General features: G+C 59.1%; 18 protein-coding genes and 2 pseudogenes. 6 read left to right on the plus strand and 14 right to left on the minus strand.

All coding sequences use genetic code 11. From position 1 onward, the window contains the following. Positions 1-239 precede the first annotated feature (239 nt). The 12 genes and pseudogenes from CAI21_RS21565 to CAI21_RS24370 form a co-directional block, all read right to left on the minus strand. Positions 240-935: a porin gene (locus CAI21_RS21565; RefSeq protein WP_116304193.1), complete on the minus strand. Its 696-nt coding sequence runs from the start codon at positions 933-935 to the stop codon at positions 240-242. Then, positions 926-1252 carry a porin family protein gene (locus tag CAI21_RS21570; protein WP_116304194.1) on the minus strand — a complete coding sequence of 109 codons (327 nt, stop codon included), beginning with the start codon at positions 1250-1252 and terminating at the stop codon, positions 926-928. Before CAI21_RS21570 ends, CAI21_RS21565 begins: the two co-directional genes overlap by 10 nt. Positions 1253-1701: 449 nt before the next feature. Further along, positions 1702-2664, minus strand: a complete 963-nt coding sequence (locus CAI21_RS21575; protein WP_116304195.1) for an isopenicillin N synthase family dioxygenase — start codon at positions 2662-2664, stop codon at positions 1702-1704. A gap of 25 nt (positions 2665-2689) precedes the next feature. Then, a complete protein-coding gene (locus tag CAI21_RS24355) occupies positions 2690-3682 on the minus strand; it encodes an amidohydrolase family protein (RefSeq protein WP_309544977.1) in 993 nt (330 codons plus the stop codon). Next, positions 3577-4014: pseudogene (locus CAI21_RS24360) on the minus strand (amidohydrolase family protein); the annotation flags it as partial. The pseudogene CAI21_RS24360 and the gene CAI21_RS24355, both read right to left, overlap by 106 nt. A 32-nt stretch (positions 4015-4046) precedes the next feature. Beyond that, a complete protein-coding gene (locus tag CAI21_RS21585; RefSeq protein WP_116304196.1) occupies positions 4047-5093 on the minus strand; it encodes an aromatic ring-hydroxylating dioxygenase subunit alpha in 1047 nt (348 codons plus the stop codon). Between the two features lie 385 nt (positions 5094-5478). Beyond that, positions 5479-5721: a hypothetical protein gene (locus CAI21_RS24365; RefSeq protein WP_220349027.1), complete on the minus strand. Its 243-nt coding sequence runs from the start codon at positions 5719-5721 to the stop codon at positions 5479-5481. Beyond that, positions 5705-6421 carry an ABC transporter substrate-binding protein gene (locus CAI21_RS21590; protein WP_220349029.1) on the minus strand — a complete coding sequence of 239 codons (717 nt, stop codon included), beginning with the start codon at positions 6419-6421 and terminating at the stop codon, positions 5705-5707. Before CAI21_RS21590 ends, CAI21_RS24365 begins: the two co-directional genes overlap by 17 nt. A 123-nt stretch (positions 6422-6544) precedes the next feature. Then, complete coding sequence (locus tag CAI21_RS21595; RefSeq protein WP_116304205.1) at positions 6545-7558, minus strand: ABC transporter substrate-binding protein; 1014 nt, start codon at positions 7556-7558, stop codon at positions 6545-6547. 36 nt (positions 7559-7594) lie between these two features. Further along, positions 7595-8248 (minus strand): NAD(P)H:quinone oxidoreductase, encoded by a 654-nt coding sequence (wrbA, locus tag CAI21_RS21600; protein WP_116304197.1) that lies wholly within the window; start codon positions 8246-8248, stop codon positions 7595-7597. Continuing rightward, entirely contained in the window at positions 8245-9366 is a 1122-nt protein-coding gene (locus tag CAI21_RS21605; RefSeq protein WP_220349031.1) for an amidohydrolase family protein, read from the minus strand. Before CAI21_RS21605 ends, wrbA begins: the two co-directional genes overlap by 4 nt. 20 nt (positions 9367-9386) lie before the next feature. Continuing rightward, positions 9387-9590 carry a hypothetical protein gene (locus CAI21_RS24370; protein WP_220349033.1) on the minus strand — a complete coding sequence of 68 codons (204 nt, stop codon included), beginning with the start codon at positions 9588-9590 and terminating at the stop codon, positions 9387-9389. A 513-nt stretch (positions 9591-10103) separates the two neighbouring features. Between CAI21_RS24370 and CAI21_RS21610 the strand changes: the two are divergent. Continuing rightward, positions 10104-11158: pseudogene (locus tag CAI21_RS21610) on the plus strand (amidohydrolase family protein). Between the two features lie 89 nt (positions 11159-11247). Here the strand turns inward: CAI21_RS21610 and uraD are convergent. Further along, complete coding sequence (gene uraD, locus CAI21_RS21615; RefSeq protein WP_116304198.1) at positions 11248-11778, minus strand: 2-oxo-4-hydroxy-4-carboxy-5-ureidoimidazoline decarboxylase; 531 nt, start codon at positions 11776-11778, stop codon at positions 11248-11250. Next, positions 11771-12676 (minus strand): allantoinase PuuE, encoded by a 906-nt coding sequence (gene puuE, locus CAI21_RS21620; RefSeq protein WP_116304199.1) that lies wholly within the window; start codon positions 12674-12676, stop codon positions 11771-11773. Before puuE ends, uraD begins: the two co-directional genes overlap by 8 nt. Positions 12677-12785: 109 nt before the next feature. Here puuE and uraH point away from each other — a divergent pair, with 109 nt between their 5' ends. From uraH to CAI21_RS21645, 5 genes are all read left to right on the plus strand, one after another. Next, complete coding sequence (gene uraH / locus CAI21_RS21625; protein WP_116304200.1) at positions 12786-13142, plus strand: hydroxyisourate hydrolase; 357 nt, start codon at positions 12786-12788, stop codon at positions 13140-13142. A 17-nt stretch (positions 13143-13159) separates the two neighbouring features. After that, a complete protein-coding gene (locus CAI21_RS21630; protein ID WP_116304201.1) occupies positions 13160-14359 on the plus strand; it encodes a urate hydroxylase PuuD in 1200 nt (399 codons plus the stop codon). Between the two features lie 12 nt (positions 14360-14371). After that, a complete protein-coding gene (alc, locus tag CAI21_RS21635) occupies positions 14372-15379 on the plus strand; it encodes an allantoicase (RefSeq protein ID WP_116304202.1) in 1008 nt (335 codons plus the stop codon). Further along, complete coding sequence (locus CAI21_RS21640; RefSeq protein WP_116304203.1) at positions 15376-15876, plus strand: ureidoglycolate lyase; 501 nt, start codon at positions 15376-15378, stop codon at positions 15874-15876. The genes alc and CAI21_RS21640 overlap by 4 nt, the downstream gene beginning before the upstream one ends. Before the next feature lie 81 nt (positions 15877-15957). Continuing rightward, entirely contained in the window at positions 15958-16692 is a 735-nt protein-coding gene (locus CAI21_RS21645; protein ID WP_116304204.1) for a GntR family transcriptional regulator, read from the plus strand. Positions 16693-16909: the final 217 nt, after the last annotated feature.

Consider the following 16909-nt stretch of genomic DNA (forward strand, 5'->3'; position numbering starts at 1 on the left):
TTTGGCTCAGACCCTCCCTGGTCTTCGGCCTTCGGCTCGCTTAGCGCACCTCATTCGCTCCCGGCGAATGAGTCTTTGCGTCGCCAAAGAAAAGGAACCCGCCGTGCGGGGGCGGAACCCCGCCTTCCAAATCAATCGCGCGCAGCGCACCAAACCCCACTCCAAGCAAGTAAATAAATAAAAAACGGGGCCCAAAGGACCCCGAACTAAAGGAGAAGACAAAGCGTAGGAGAAGAAACTTAGAACCGGTAGCGACCACCTACCCCGAACACATAACCGTCATCGTCCAGGTAGTCATCATCGTCATACATGAAAGCAACGTACGTGTCGAAAGCGCTGGTTACCGCGTAGTTGTAGCCGACCGTGACAGTCAGACGCTCGTCGAAGTCGTCGTAATCGGTGAAGGCCACCGCTGCCAATACGCTACCAGGGCCGGCCGGAATGGCAGCGCCTAGTATATAGGTGTTCAGGTCACCCACTCCCTGATCGTCGGAAATATTCTGAAACTGAGCCGATAAGGTCGCGACGCCGAAATCGTAAGTGGCACCGAGCAGAACCGCCGTTTGGCTGTCTCCTACGTCGGCGGCGTCACCGGTATCGGCCGCATAGTCCACAACCGTAACCGCAGCGGTCGCGACCAGGCCGCCCGAGCGGTAAAACACGTTACCGCCTACCTTGCCTTCCGATTCGCCTTCGACTTCGCCAAACGCGTAAATCGCCGTCGCGCTGAAACCGCCCCCGCCGGGAATACTGTACGACAACGAATCGCTCCAGCCCGAGTCGCCCGCAACGTAACCGCTGCCAGCGAAGGTATGCATGATGCTGGGAGAGAAGACGAACGAGTCGACAAATGGGTTGGTTAGGATCGTCGATAGGAAGTAAGGGTTCGTGTTACGACCTCCCGATATACGGCCGAAGCCGCCCTCTAAACCCACATGTGCCGCCCGGGCAAAAACCGATCGCCATCGAAGCGCCCTTCCCTCGCCTCGTCGGGGCGGAAGAACATCTCGGCATTACCGAATACCGTCAGACCGGGCGTCAGCTCCTGTGTGGCGTTAATCCCTATGAAAGACGTCGACATGCCGCCGCCGCCTAACTCGAAGGTGGTATCTTCCGCGCCCGGTAGCTCGCTGGCCCCGACCCAAACATCAATCAATCCGTGCACCGTCACATTGGATGCCATCGCGCCGCCGCTAGCCAGCACAGCCGCACCCGCCCCCACTCGGATCAAGGTTTTGATTTTACCGTTCACAATATTTCCCTCAGTCGAGCCAATGAATACTTTCAGGTCATCACCCGAGGCGGCGGCTTATACCGGCAACACCCCGTCGAGCCTCGTTCGCAGCGTTCATTAGGCTTCCCGCCTGCCGGCGCACCGCCAATGGACACGCCGCAATGAATACTCGTAAATTCCTTTTTGTATACGAAACGAAAAACTCTGGTAGACAACATTTACAAGAGGCATGCCAACATCAGGTAACAAATTATTAATCAAACACTTATCTATCCCGACCGGCCGCAAGGATAATTCGCGACTGAAAGTAAACGCTGACCACGCCCTACAACTGCGCAAAACTCAGGCGCATTGCGCTATCAAAGGGCGCTACGAGTAATAGCGTAAGACTGGGGGAGAAGGCGCTAATGCGACACGGGGCGACGCTGAGAAAGGGCCGCCGGAATGGCGGCCCAAAGTCCAGAACATTAATAAGTAGCGTTAAGGCGTTCCATTAGGTATTGGCCTGCGGTAATCGGCGGGTAACGCGGGGGGTTTTTAGCATCGGAACAACTCTCAATACAACGGATCTCCGCCTCGTCATTCGGATGGCAGAAAAAGGCGATTGAATAACGATCTTTAGTTAAATGCTCTTTCGGTACTGCCACCCTATGCGGCGTTGAGCAGAACACATGATTCGTCCAGCGCTGCATAAGATCGCCAGTATTAATGACGACCGTTCCCGGAATCGGCGTCGCCTGCACCCAACGGCCATCGCGAGTGCGGACTTCAAGCCCGCCGACAGCATCCTGGAACAATAACGTGATGCTGCCGTAATCGGTATGGCTCCCGGCGCGGCTCTCGCCGTTCTGCGGCTGAAAGCCAGCCGGCAACGGCGGATAACGTAGTAACCGCAAGGTATGATGTTGTTGGTCGTGACTGTCGACGAAGAACTGCTGCGGCAGATCCAGCGCTAGCGCAAACGCTTCCAGCACCCGGTTTGCGGCGGTCACACAGCCCTCGAACAAGGCGAGCGCCGTATCGCGAAATTGCGGCTGCTCGGACGGCCAACGATTTTCGCGGTAAGGGCGCTCGGCGGCGGGAATATGTGACAAGTCTTCCTCACGCCCTACATTGAAAGCCTCTTTCAGATCTCCCGGCTTATTAGGATTTAGTCGCTCCCGCCGAACAGCCACATAACCGCGATTACTGCTGGCGCTTTGCCAGGCCAGCTCGCGTTTATGGGCTTCGGGCAAGGCAAAGAAAGCTCGCGACGCCTGGAACGAGCGCACCAAAAGCTCGTCCGGCATCCCATGATTGGATAGGTAGAAGAAACCCCAGTCCTGACTGGCCTGTCGCATTGCCGCGGCAACGGCCTTACGAGCCGCTGTATCGCCGGTTAAGAACGGTCCAAAGTCAATCACGGGTATCGTCGAAACTGTTGTCGCCATCTGTCTATAACCCCAACCAAAATCACTACGCCAAGGCCGCGACGGTTTCCGCCGCGCGAGCGCGTAACCCTTCCATATCAAGGCCGGGCACGACGCCGTCCTGGACGCAAACCCGACCATTGATCAAAAGGTAGCGAATCGTCGCCGAGCCGCCGGCCACAACAGGCGCCACCGCCGGATCGTGAACGCCGAAGTAGCGCGGCTGGTCGAGGTCATACACGACCAAATCCGCCGCTTTGCCAGGCTCGATCAAACCCAGCCCGGTCAGCCCCAGCACCTCCGCTCCGCCGCGCGTCCCCCAATGGACGACATCTTCGACCGTAACCGCGTCGGCTCCTCCCAACGCGCGGTGGATCATCCACGCGGTATGCGCTTCCTGAACCATATCGGCCGCCTCGTTTGAGGCCGCTCCGTCCACGGCGAGCGAGATGGGAATCCCCCGTTTTGCCATTTCCGGCACCCGCGCAATGCCGCTACCGAGCCGACAGTTGCTCTGCGGACAATGAGCGATGCCGGTACCGGTTTGTTGCAATAAGGGGATTTCCGAATCGTCGACATGAACCATGTGGGCGAACCAGACGTCTTCTCCCAGCCACCCATGTTCGGCACAGAATTCGACCGGCGTCATATCGTGAACCTCGCGACAATAACGCACGTACTCTGCCGTCTCAGATAGATGCGTGTGCAAGCGCACGCCCATACTGCGCCCGGCAACCGCCAACTCTTTCAGAACAGCCGGGCTGACCGAAAAAGTGGGCGTTGTCGGGCCATGACAACCTGCCGCATCGCACTCGGCGACGCCTGGTGATAACGTTCGGCCAGCCTTTGCACGTCGCCGACGATATCGTCGAGGCTTTCCTGCGCCATGTCGTTCGGGTAACCGGGATGCCGACCGAACTCGGTCGCGCCACCGCGACAGAGCACGAGCCGCATACCTAAGCGATCGGCGACTTCGAACAAGACATCCGCCATCTCGCTGTCCAGGCCCGGATAGTACAAGTAATGGTGATCGGCGCAGGTCGTCGTTCCGGATAAAAGCAGTTCGACCAAACCGACCGTTGCCGCCGTCTCCAGGTGGGTATCCTTAATCCGAGTCAAGCGGGGATAAGGCACGGCACCCAACCAACCGAACAAAGGTTCGTTGATGCCTTCGGGTACGGCCTTGAGAACGCTTTGAAAAAGGTGGTGGTGGGTATTTACCCAGCCGGGATAGACAACGCAGCCGGACGCATCCAACACCTCTTCCCCCGGCAACGGCGTCAAAACCGACGCGACTTCGCGTACCGCACCGGCCTCGATGCGGATATCGGCCCCGCCCCGGCGCCCTAAGGCGCCCGGCCGGCCGGTCATAATGGCTGCGGCGTTTTTAATCAATAAGCGACTCACGACACCTTCTCCTGTAAGCGCGACAGCGCAACCTGACGGCGGGCTTCGGTTTCGCCAAACCGTTGCAAGAGCTGCAAGAGTTGCTTACGCATGACAAGGCCCGGCTGATCCGACGGCATATGCCGCTCCTCGCCCGAGCTAACGTCTAAAGGCACATCGCTGTCGGTGGTTTCCAAAACACGCTTATCTTCCTCGGTCACTTGGCGATCGAAAGCGATGATATCGGCTGCGGCAGCCGCCTCCTCCGTGTCGCTACGGTAAGCCCATTGACAAATCATGGAGGTGTCGTCGTCAATCGGCGTTGCATAGGTGACAATGGCGTGTACCAGGCCGTTGGGATAACGAATATGCAGCTTCCGACCGAACGGCATAAACCAGTCGCTGGTCATGTGCCGCTCAGTGGTATCGCTGTCCATCCGCAGTAACTGCTTCTGGGCAGCAGGATTATTTACCGGCGCGACGGTCTCGAAACGGAAGCCGTATTCATGCGGTTCTATGTGCAATTGAGCTGGAATTGGCTTATCGAATTGGCCAAAACTCTCTCGATGCACAAAACTGAAGTGGGCGTTATCGAATGAGTTTTCCATCAGCCTAAGACCGGCCGTGCGCCAAACTTCGTAGAACTGATGAATGCACCGATAAGCCGGCTCGCTCGCCTCCGGCAGTTCCGGAATCGGCGTTAGCGGCTCAGCTAGGGCCACCCACACATACCCGTACTTGCAGTCGGCATGGAATGCCCGCACTTTGGCACGGTTAGACGGCCGATCCGGCGTCTGCGGAATTTTTACGCAGGTTCCGGCACCGTCGTAAGACCAACCGTGATAGGGACAAACAATGGCATCGCCGTCTACCCACCCCAGGGAGAGCTTTGCGCTGCGGTGACAGCAACGATCTTGCACCGCTTTCGGCACGCCATTGGAATCGAGCCAAACGACAATTTCCTCTCCCAATAGCCGAAACGGCTTCGGGCCATCTTGCAACCGCTCAACGGGAATAACGGGGTACCAGAAACGGCGCAGAACCGGTTGTTGCGTTACGAGCATGGCTAGTCCTCCTTTCGGTGAGGCAGCCCCCGCCCGCCTGGGCCGGCTTGTCCTCTTACAACATTAGTAAATGGCCGGAATCGCATGATATCGGCGGAGCCGATTCCGTGCCGACGACTCTTCTCCGCCAGTATTGAACACAACCCTGTATACAAAGAATGCACAAGCTATGCCATGACAACTCTACAAATAAAAACAAAATGTTACGGATCGTCATCGATTAGACTTAAGTCGCGCATGCGCCAAAACGGTGCCTTCTCATCGCCTCCGACTTCCCTTCCGCCCTCTGGGCCGCCAAGGCGCTAGCGGCAGCGCTTGCTTACAGCAAAGGGAAATGCTGGAGGCCCGCAAGACCTCCAACACCCCTCACAGCCACGCACTCGCCTTACGGGAGGACAGGAGGGTCAGGTAAGAAATCGAGCGTGTAGACTTGTCGGTAATCCAGATCTGCCGGCACCATTCCGGCTTCGACCATGAACGCAAAGGTCTGCTGCCACCGCTCGTGCGTCATTACACCGATACCCTGAGTTTGGGCATCCCCTCCGGCGACCAGTCCATACTCCTTCATCTTTTCCAGACCGAAGGCAAGCTGCTCGTCGGTCATCTCGGGATTATCGACCTTGATCAAGGTCCGTGCCGGCGCGGTTCTCCATGTAGCTTTTCCAGCCCTCCAACGAGGCCTGCACGAAGCGCCGCACTACGTCGGGACGGTTTTCGATAATATCGCGGCGGGTTTCTATGGTCGTAGCGTACGGCGGGTAGCCGTAATCGGCGAATAGGAATACGTTCGGCGCCACCCCACCCTTCTCCATTGCGAACGGCTCGGACGTCACATAACCTTGCTGGACAACGTCCTCGCTATTGAGAAACGGCTGGACACTGAACGTATAAGGCCGAACCATATCGTCGGTATAGCCGTACTCAGCCTTTAGCCAAGGCCAGAAGGTGGTATGCGAGGACGAGGCGATGTACACCGGCTTTCCGACAAGCTCCTCTAACGATTCCACATGCGGATGCGCTAACAAGCCCTGCGGGTCGCCCTGGAACGACGCCGCTACCGTGACCACCGGCAGGCCTTCGTTAACGGCGTTGATCGCCGCAATCGGATACCCCATGGAAAACTCGTAGCGCCGCCCCATCAACAACTGCATGTTGTTAACCTGCGGCCCGCCCATGCGGATCGCGACATCGAGGCCGTAGTCCTCGTAAATACCTTCCGCCACCGCTTGGTAGAAGCCGCCATGCTCGGCTTGGGCAAACCAGTTGGTTCCAAAGGTGACCTGGTCCAACCCCTCAGCCACCGCGACACCGCCAACCGATAGCGCCAAAACGGCAGCTACCGCGGCACGACAAGAAAGCGAAGCGTTTTTTGATTTAACTGACTATTCATCCTCTGGCCTCCACGGCGTTAGTCGGTGCGCAAGCGCCAGCGCACCGACGGGTATTCCGGGTTACGGCAACACCGGCGATTCGGGTAAAAAGTCCAGGGTGTAGGCCTTTTGGTAATCGACACTGGCAGGCACGAGATCGGCTTCAACCATGAAGTCGAAGATCTGCCGCCACCGATCGTGCGTCATTACACCGATACCCTGGCTGCCCGCCTCCTCGCCGGTGACCAACTCGTACTCCTTGATCTTGGCTAGACCGAAAGCGAGCTGCTCGTCCGTCATTTCCGGATTATCGGCCTTAATCAAAGCGTTACCCGGCTCAGGATTAGCGAGGTAACTCTTCCAGCCTTCTAGGGATGCCTGCACGAAACGACGCACCAAGTCCGGCGACTCCTCGATCAAGCCTTGCGTGGTTTCGATCGTGGTGGCATAAGGCGGATAGCCGTGATCGGCAAATAGGAAGATGTTCGGCGTTACCCCACCCTGCTCCGCCGCGTACGGTTCGGAGCTGATATAGGCTTGCTGCACTAACTCTCTATTAGCGAGAAACGGCCCGAGGCTAAATGTGTAGGGACGCGCATTCGCATCGCTAAAGCCGTACTCGGCCTTGAGCCAGGGCCAGAAGGTGGTCTGCGCGGAAGAAGAAATCAGCACGGTGCGGCCTTTAACGTCTTCCAGCGATTGCACATGCGGATGCGCAATAAGTCCTTGCGGGTCTTTTTGAAAACTTGCCGCGACCGTGACCACCGACAAACCTTCATTAACCGCGTTGATGTTGCGGATCGGGTACCCCATGACGAAGTCGTACCGTCCCGCCATCAGAAGCTGCAAGCCGTTCACCTGCGGGCCGCCCATACGGATGGTGACATCGAGGCCGTAGTCCTCGTAAATGCCTTCCGCCACCGCTTGGTAGAAGCCGCCATGCTCGGCCTGGGCGTACCAGCTGGTTCCGAACGTCACCTTATCGAGTTCGGACGCCTGGGATAGTCCGCCCGCCAACAAGACGGCAGCGGAGAACATCCCAAGAAAAGTGCGACGAACCGCTTGTCGCGTCTTGCTTGCTTTAACTCTGTTCATGCTCATCAACCTCGTTTCACAAAAGATAAGGAACGGCTACTCCTTGGCTATGGACCGCGCGGCCAACTCAACCGAGGCCGGCTCAGGCACAAGCTGCCCCGCCAACCGCGCCACGCGCGCTCCCAGCGCACGTGCAATCGCCTTCTCGTTGTCGTCGACCGGCAGCCCTCCGTTGAACCCCGTCACGGCCGAGGCCCCGTAGGGCGACCCGCCTTTACGGGTATGCACTAATTCGGGAACGCTATGCGGAACGCCGGCCAGCAACATGCCGTGCTGCATGAACGGTAGTAACAGCGAAAGCAGCGTCATCTCGTTACCGGAATGCATGCCCCCGGTAGAGGTAAACGCGGCCCCCACCTTGCCGATCAACGCGCCTTGCCGCCAAAGCGGTGCCACCTCGTCGATGAAAGCGCGCAACGGCGTACTCATCAGGCCGTAACGGGTCGGCGAGCCCCAGACGATGCCTCGCGCCCAAACCAGATCGTCGGCACAAGCTTGCGGCAGCGCTTTGTATTCGGCCTGGGCATGCAGGAAATCCGCCCGCGCGGTATCGACGCTGAACTCAGGCTCCGCTAGCGCAACCCTCCGTAAGCGAACCTCTGCCCCCGCACCTTCCGCACCGGCGGCAATCTCTTGTGCCAGGGTCAAGGTGCTGCCGTAGCGCGAATCGCAAATAACAGTTACTTTCATAACGCCACCCGCTGTCGTAATTCGCCGCTGGCCGCCGCGTGCCGCGCCCGCAGCTGCGCCATATCGAGGCCGACGATCGCGCCGTTTTCCACCGCCCAACGGCCGTTGACCATGACTCGATCGGCGCGGTGAGCTCCGCACAGCACCAAGGCGGCTAGCGGGTCGTCGCTGCCCCAAAACCGAATATCGTCGAGGGTATACATCGCAATATCGGCGCAAGCGCCGGCGGCAAGCCGCCCCAGCTCGGGGCGCCCCAAACAATCGGCACCGCCGGCCGTGGCCCAGCGCAGTGCATCCTGATGACGCACGCCGGTACCGTGGCGCATACGCTGGGTAAGAAAGGCTTGCCGAAGCTCCTGCATGAGGTTCGATCCGTCGTTGGAAGCCGAGCCATCCACCCCGAGTCCAACCGGACAACCGGCCCGCTCGAGTTCCGGTAATGGCGCAACGCCGGACCCAAGCACCGCATTCGAACTCGGGCAGTGACAAATACCCACTCCGGCCGCCCCTAACCGCTCGATCTCTGCGTTATCGAAATGAATGCCGTGAGCGACCCACACGTCGTTCGCCAACCAATCGACGGACTCCAGGTAATCGACGGTGCGACAGCCGAAATGCTGTAGGCAAAAATCGACCTCGTCCTGTGTTTCGGCCAGATGGGTGTGGAGCGGCGCTCGATAACGACGCGCTAGCCGGGCGCTTTCCCGCATCAAACTTTGGGTCACTTCCATCGGGCAGTTCGGCGCCACCGCGATCTGAACCATCGCCCCCGGCTCAGGGTCGTGATGCCGACGCAGCAAAGCTTCGGTGTGATCGATAATCGCCGCTTCCGGCTCGACAACGTTTGGGGAGGGAAAGCCGACGTCGTCGTCTCGCAAATTCATCGAGCCGCGTCCCAGCACGACCCGCATCCCCAACTGCTCGGCGGCGGCAATCTGCACATCCACCGCCTCGGTCAGCGCGTCGTTAAACAAATAGTGGTGATCGGATGCGGTCGTGCAGCCCGATAACAGCAACTCGCTAAGTGCCGTCAGCGAAGCAACATGCAGCATCGGCTCGGTTAACCGCGACCAAATCGGGTACAGCGTCCGCAGCCAGGGGAACAGCTCTTGGTTCAAAGAAGGGCCGTAAGCCCGGGTCAGGGTTTGAAAAAATGATGATGAGTATTAACTAAGCCGGGAATGATAACGTGCTGCCCGGCATCGAAGATGTCGCAATCCCGCGTTTCCGGCGTGGCTCCCTTCGGCACCAACTCGACGATTCGGCTACCGTCGACGACCAAGCCGCCGCCGGCTTCGCCCTCGGCCAGAATCCCCAAAGGGTTACGTATCCACAGTGGCATCAACCGTTCCTTTGTATCAGGCTACAACTGCCGCATTTATTGCGGACCTTATTGTATACAAAGCAACAGCCGTGCCAGCTTGTTCAGGCATAACGGGACACTTATAAAGAGAGCCGGATTCGGCTAACCCCACCTCTGGAAATATGCGTCATGTTCGCACCAAATTGCAGCAACAATAGGCTAAACCGCCCTCTTATGGACATCTAGAGAAAAACGTGTTGCAAAAGTAAGCGCAGAGAGTTACCACTATAAACATGTATACATGTTTCGAGGTAAAGCAATGAGTCGCCAGGCGTCCCCCCCCTTCTGTACCGTGCCGAGATAATCAACCCGCAGTCCGCCGGCCGCTGGGATTACTACTCGGACGGAGGGGTATTAATCGAGGATGGTCAAATCGTCGCCGCCGGACCGATATCCTCGTTTCGCGCCATACCCGCCTCGCAGATCGTCGAGTTAGACGGCCTACTCATTCCAGGCTTTGTCGATGTGCATATCCACTGGGTTCAGCACCATGTGCGCGGGCGTTTTCAGGTCGACTTGATGGAATGGTTACGGCAACACATTTGGCCGGAGGAAACACGGTTTGGCGATCTCAGCTTCGCTCGCAGGCACGCCGCCGCCTTCTTCGCGGATATGCTCAGAGCCGGCACCACGATGGGAATGGCCTACTCCAGCCCTCATGCCGACGCCTTACGCATTGCCGCGGACGCGACCCATGGCGACTGGCTTCTAGGCAATTCGATCATGCACAAAGGTGCACCGGAGCCATTATGCGAGGCAAGTCCGGACAATGCCGAAGAGGTCGCACCGCTGCTGCGGCAACTGGGGCGCGATCGCTACGTCATCACGCCGCGCTTTGCGCTCAACTGCAGCGCCGAGCTCATGCACGAACTCGGACACTTGGCGCAGACCGAAAATGCTTTTGTACAAACGCACTTGTCCGAATCATTAAATGAGATTCGCGAGGTCCGCGAAGCTTTTCCGGAGGCCATTGACTACACCGACGTTTATGACCGGGCAGGGCTATTAACCCCCCGCACGGTACTCGGGCACTGCATTCACCTGAGCAAGCGGGAACTAGCCTGCCTGGCCGAACGTAGGGTATGGATCGCACACTGCCCCAGCAGCAACGAAGCCTTGAACAGCGGGCGTATGGATCTTGAGGCAATACGTCGGCACCGTATTCGCTACGCACTGGCCTCGGATGTCGGCGGCGGCCCCAGCCATAGCATGCTGCACGTTATGCAACGCTTCCTGAAGCAACACCGCGACGCCGGCGCGCCGTCGACGTACGCGAAGCCCTCTATCGCAGCACGCTGGCCGGTGCGGAATGCCTCGGTCGCGGCCAAGAAGCCGGTAACTTCCAGCCGGGCAAGCGGGCGGATTTTGTTTTACTACCGCGCCCGGCAGGCAAAGTCACGGCCGAACAATGGCTGGAGGAACTCATAACCGGCGAGGCGGCAGAATTGGAGTCGCGCATCCTCGGCACCTGGATTGCAGGCCGTCAAGTCTGGCCGAGCGAAGCGGATAAGCAGTTCAGACCTCCGGCAACCATGCCTAGGGTTTAAGTTCGGGTCAGCGGGCGAAGCTATTGGCGGTGTCGCCAGATTGGTTCGGAAGGCAGCAAACCCGCCCTATATAGCCAGATCGCTTTCGGCTAAGCCCCCGCAGCTCGCGCCCGCAAGCGTAACAACGCGATGCGATTGACCTGTTCGACCGCTGTCGCTAACTCGACTTCCGGGTCGTTGCCCAGCCGTTGCGCGAACGCTTGCAGGATGTCGCTCCGGTGCGCGCCGCGCACCGCCATGATGAAAGGAAATCCAAACCGCGCCTTGTAGGCGGCATTGAGCTGCCGGAAGCGTTCGAACTCCTCCGGCGTACACTGATCGAGCCCAGCACCTGCCTGCTCGCTGCTGGAATCCTCCGTCAACTCGCCGGCAACCGCCGCCCTGCCGGCCAAGTCCGGATGAGCCTGTAGCACTTCCCGTCGCCTGACCGGCGAGGCGCTACGAAAAACCTCGGCCATTCTCTCCGCCAACCCTTCCGCCGTATCGGCGGCAGCGGTCAAGCCGGCCCGGTAGGCATCTTGCGCAACCCAGGGAGAATGTTCGTACACGCCGCCGTACACACACACAAACTCCAACTCGTTCATGCGGCTCGGCCGAGGCGTCAATAAATGCTTAGCCATGGTGCTCCATCCAATGTCGTGCGATATCGATGCGGCGGCAGAGCCAAACGTCCTTATACGACCGTACATAGCGGAGAAATCGCGCAAGCGCCGCCGCCCGCCCAGGCCGCCCTGCCAAACGGCAATGGAGGCCGACGGATAGCATACGGGGATACGTATCGCCTTCCGCATACAGCACATCAAAGCTATCGCGCAGATAGCTGAAATACTGCTCGCCGCTATTAAAGCCCTGATTGGTCGCAAACCGCATATCGTTCGCATCCAAGGTATAGGGCACAACTAAATGACGCTGGCCGCCGACCGCCACCCAGAAAGGCAGCTCATCGCTATAATCATCGGCATCGTAGAGGAAACCGCCAGCCTCTACGACGAGCCTGCGCGTGTTCGGACTCGTTCGCCCGGTATACCAGCCAAGCGGCCTCTCCCCGGCCGCCTTGGTTAACGCCGCGATCGCGCGCTCGATATGCTCCGCCTCGACCGCTTCCGGCACATATTGGTAGTCGATCCAACGATAGCCGTGGCTACAGATCTCATGGCCTTCGCGCACCATCGCCCGAATCGCCTCCGGATGACGTTCCGCCGCCATCCCAACCGCGAATACCGTTAGCGGAATCTCGTAGCGCCGAAACAAACGCAACAAGCGCCACACCCCCACGCGGCTGCCGTATTCGTATACCGACTCCATACTCATGTGGCGCACGCCAGAACGCGGTTCCGCCCCTATCAGTTCCGACAGAAACGCTTCCGAGGCGGGATCGCCGTGAAGAATACAATTTTCTCCACCCTCTTCGTAATTCAGCACGAACTGCACCGCCAAACGCGCCCCGTTCGGCCAGCGCGGATCCGGTGGCTCGGCACCGTAGCCCACTAGATCGCGCGGATAATGCGCTTCCGTCATAGACAAATCTCCAGCAAAGAACTCATTGCCTCGGTATACACTTTTATGATGTTATTGTCGACAACATGAGATACATAAAAATAAAGCGTACAACCGACGGAGACGCCTTATGGGCCGATTGACCACACACGTTCTGGATACCACTCACGGCTGCCCGGCCGCGGAGCTAAGCATCTCCCTGTACCGCGTAGACCGAGACGGGAACCGTCATCTGCAGCTAGAAACGGTTACCAACGACGATGGCCGCTGCGAGCGCCCGCTGCTCGCGGGCCTCGAATTTAACGTCGGCCGCTACGAGCTTGCGTTCGCCGTCGGCGCCTATTTTTGTAAGCGCGGCGTGGCATTAGGCGACCCCGCTTTTCTTGACGAGGTAGTGGTGCGCTTCGGCGTCGACGATTCCGACCGCCATTACCATGTGCCGCTACTCGTCTCCCCCTATGGCTACAGCACCTACCGAGGTAGCTGACACAACAGGAGACGACGATGGAAGCGCACCTTTACGAATGGGGCAACCTGCTGCTGCGCTGGCTGCATGTAATCGCCGGCGTAGCGTGGATCGGAGCCTCTTTTTACTTCAACTGGCTGGAAAACAATCTTGAGCGCGAAGGCGACAAACCTCGCGGCGTCGGGGGCACACTGTGGGCGATCCACGGCGGCGGATTTTACTATCTGCAGAAATATCAAGTCGCTCCCGAGCGGTTACCGGAGCGCTTACACTGGTTCAAATGGGAAGCGTACTACACCTGGATCACCGGCTTTCTCCTGCTCGTCGTGGTGTACTATCTCAATGCCAGCACCACGCTGATCGACCCGTCGGTCGCGCCGCTCAGCCCGCTGCAAGCCAGTCTTATCGGCATCGGCGTACTGATCGCCAGCTGGTTCGTTTACGACGGCCTGTGCCGCTCGCCGCTCGCGCAACGTCCGGCCTTATTGGCGGCAGTTGGATTCGGCCTGCTCGTCTTGCTGGCCTTTGGGCTTACCCACGTATTTAGCGGCCGCGGCGCCTATATCCATGTCGGCGCCGCCATCGGCACGATCATGGCCGCCAACGTCTTCCGCGTCATTATTCCTTCGCAGCGCGCGCTCGTGCGCGCGCTGGAGGCCGGCGAAGCGCCGGACCCGCAGCAAGGCAAAAACGGCTTCCAGCGCTCGCGGCACAACAACTACCTTACGTTGCCGGTGCTGTTCATCATGATCAGCAATCACTTTCCAGGCACCTTCGGCAGCCATTGGAACTGGGCCATCCTAGCCATGTTAATGGCAATCGGAATGTTGGTCCGCCATTACTTCAATGTCCGCCATTTGCCCGGACCTAACGGCTGGATGCTGCCGACGGCGGGTCTGGCGACATTGGTCTTAATAATTCTGACCGCCCCTAGCACGGTATATCAACGCCATCAGGGGGATACGAGGCTAGCGCCGGTCGACTTCCCGGAAATTCGGCAAATCGTCGAGAACCGCTGCATGGCCTGCCACGCTGCCGAGCCGACCTTTGCCGGCTTTAGCAACGCACCGCAGGGCATCCGCTTGGACGACGACGAGGCCATTCGCCGCTATCGGGCGCAGATCGTCCGCACCGCCGCGGACACCCGCAGCATGCCGCCCGGCAACCTCACCGACATGACGGACGCGGAACGCCTATTGCTCCGGCAATGGCTGCGCGCAGGCACGACCGACGAATAAGGACATGCACACATGAATCACCCAGATTTCGAAGCGCTCAGCAATCGTTGGCCGAACTTGGCTTCGGCGCGACTAGGCGCCCGTGTAGTGGAAGTCACCGACGAGTTCTTTGCCCCCGCCGAGCGCATGCTCGCGGACAGCGAGCCGGTGTTTATTCCCGGCAAGTATGACGATCACGGCAAATGGATGGACGGCTGGGAAAGCCGACGCCGCCGCGGGCCCGGCCACGACTGGGCGGTCGTCGCTCTTGCCGTGCCCGGCGCCGTTGCAGCCCTGGAAATCGATACCCGTCATTTTACCGGTAACTATCCGCTGGCAGCCGAGGTGGAATTTTGCCGGGTCGATAGCGATACCGAGCTATCGACTGCCGCTTGGCAGACGTTAACGCCCTTAACGTCCCTGCAAGGCGATCACTGCCACCGCATCGAAATCGACACGCCGCAGGTATGTTCGCACCTGCGCCTGCATATTCACCCAGATGGCGGCATCGCCCGTTTTCGGGTCTACGGCACACCGAGTGTAGATTGGGCACAATGGCAAGGACAAACCAATATAGAATTATCGGCGGCACAGACTGGCGGGCGGATACTGGCGTTCAGCGACGCTCATTTCGGCCGGCCGGATCCATTGCTATATCCTGGCCGTGGGCGCGACATGGGCGATGGCTGGGAAACCCGTCGCCGGCGCGAACCCGGCTTTGACTGGTGCGTGATTGCGCTCGGCCACCCCGGCACTATCCATCGGCTGGAAGTAGATACCGCGCACTATAAGGGCAACTATCCCGCCCAAGCATCGGTGGAAGCGGCGTGCCTCCCCGGCGTCACCGACCCCGCCTTGCTGCGCACGAGCAGCATGTTCTGGCAGCCCTTACTGCCTGCCAGCCCGGTCGGTCCGGATAGCATCCACATTTTCGAGAAGGAGCTTACCCGCCGCGGCCCCTTTACCCATGTCCGCCTGAACATACACCCGGACGGGGGTATTAGTCGCTTCCGCGTCTTTGGCGAACCGGTACAGCTATGATCAGACTCAACATCGAGCCACTGACCCGCGCCGCCTTCGCCCCTTTTGGCGAAGTCATCGATACCGAGCAGCGCGAGCACTTCCTGATCAACAACGGCAACTGTCGCCGCTACCACCGGCTCGCCAGCGTCGAAACCGCCGCCGGCGGCCATGCCGTTATCAGCGTTTTTCGCGCGCGTGCCGCGACTTTTCCATTAGCGCTTAGCCTCGTTGAGCGGCATCCGCTTGGCAGTCAAGCGTTTATCCCGCTGAACAAACAAGCGTTTTTGGTGGTCGTCGCGCCTCCCGGCCAACCGCCAGCACCGGAGCAACTACGCTGTTTTCTGGCGCGGGGTGGCCAAGGTGTCAATTACTATGCGGGGACCTGGCATCACCCCCTACTGGCCCTCACATCGGATGACGACTTTCTCGTGGTCGACCGGGACGGCGAAGGCCCCAACTGCGAGGAGCACCCACTGCCGCAGGTCTGGCTGGAAAAGCCTCCTCACGGCGTCTAAAGCCTCAAGAAAACCGTATACTTGCGACAGTGTACCCGCGTGTATACACTTCCGGGTTCACGAGGAGAGAAACGGAAAATCATGGCAAGCCGTCCAGCAACAGAAGCCGCGCTCCCGAACCTGGAAAAGCGCAGCGGCAAACAACGCCGCAAGGCCAACGACCAAACGATTTACGAATCGATTTACGATGCCGTACTAACGCAGCGCCTTCCTCCCGGCTCGAAATTACCGGAAGTGGCGCTGGGCGAGTTATTCGGTGTGAGCCGCTCGATTGTACGCAAAGCGCTGACCCGCCTGGCTGCCGACCACGTCATCGAACAACGGCCGAACCAGATGGCCACTGTCGCCAAGCCTTCCGTCGAGGAAACCCAGCAAATCTTCGAAGCCCGCAAGACCATCGAAGCGGAAGTTGTACGGCTTTGTGCCGGCGCTTTGAGCAAGGGCGACTTACAGAGCTTACGGCAGCTGATCAAAGAAGAAAAAGCGGCTCACGAAAGCGGCCAGCATCAGGAGCGCGTTCACCGCTCGATGGGCCTACACCTATTCCTCGCCGACCACTGCCCCAACCGCGTCCTTGGCAAGATTCAGCGCGAGCTCGTGCTCCGCACCTCGATTGTTATTGCCTTGTACAAAGTCGCCGGCGTGCAGGCGTGTTTCCTAGGCGACGATCACAGTCGTTTGGTCGAGTTTATTGCCAAGGGCAAGGGCGACCAAGCAGCCGCTTTGGTTCGCGAACATCTCGACACCCTGGCGGACCTGCTGGACTTGAAGGACCAGCAAAGTACTATCGATTTGGCTAGTATTCTGAGGCCTTGATACGCTCGAACAGCGAACAAATCGGCCGGCATTATTCCCTATCGGCCTGATTTAGGCGTGCACGTGCGTTAGTTTGGTGCGCTTCGCGCGATTGGTTTGAAAGGCGGGGTTCCGCCCCCGCGCGGCGGGTTCCTTTTCTTGCTTGCCCAAGAAAAAGGAACCAAAAGAAGGGCCGCCATTCGCCCGTCAGGCCAGGGGCGAGGCGGAAAGCGACGGG

This window comes from Alkalilimnicola ehrlichii, assembly GCF_003399765.1.
In the GTDB taxonomy this organism is placed as follows: domain Bacteria; phylum Pseudomonadota; class Gammaproteobacteria; order Nitrococcales; family AK92; genus AK92.

Coding starts and splice junctions, on each gene's coding strand:
- uraH (WP_116304200.1), top strand. CDS start 12,786: ATGGGCCGATTGACCACACACGTTCTGGATACCACTCACGGCTGCCCG.
- wrbA (WP_116304197.1), bottom strand. CDS start 8,248: ATGAAAGTAACTGTTATTTGCGATTCGCGCTACGGCAGCACCTTGACC.
- uraD (WP_116304198.1), bottom strand. CDS start 11,778: ATGGCTAAGCATTTATTGACGCCTCGGCCGAGCCGCATGAACGAGTTG.
- CAI21_RS21585 (WP_116304196.1), bottom strand. CDS start 5,093: ATGCTCGTAACGCAACAACCGGTTCTGCGCCGTTTCTGGTACCCCGTT.
- CAI21_RS21645 (WP_116304204.1), top strand. CDS start 15,958: ATGGCAAGCCGTCCAGCAACAGAAGCCGCGCTCCCGAACCTGGAAAAG.
- puuE (WP_116304199.1), bottom strand. CDS start 12,676: ATGACGGAAGCGCATTATCCGCGCGATCTAGTGGGCTACGGTGCCGAG.
- CAI21_RS24370 (WP_220349033.1), bottom strand. CDS start 9,590: ATGCCACTGTGGATACGTAACCCTTTGGGGATTCTGGCCGAGGGCGAA.
- CAI21_RS21595 (WP_116304205.1), bottom strand. CDS start 7,558: ATGAACAGAGTTAAAGCAAGCAAGACGCGACAAGCGGTTCGTCGCACT.
- alc (WP_116304202.1), top strand. CDS start 14,372: ATGAATCACCCAGATTTCGAAGCGCTCAGCAATCGTTGGCCGAACTTG.
- CAI21_RS21640 (WP_116304203.1), top strand. CDS start 15,376: ATGATCAGACTCAACATCGAGCCACTGACCCGCGCCGCCTTCGCCCCT.
- CAI21_RS21630 (WP_116304201.1), top strand. CDS start 13,160: ATGGAAGCGCACCTTTACGAATGGGGCAACCTGCTGCTGCGCTGGCTG.
- CAI21_RS21575 (WP_116304195.1), bottom strand. CDS start 2,664: ATGGCGACAACAGTTTCGACGATACCCGTGATTGACTTTGGACCGTTC.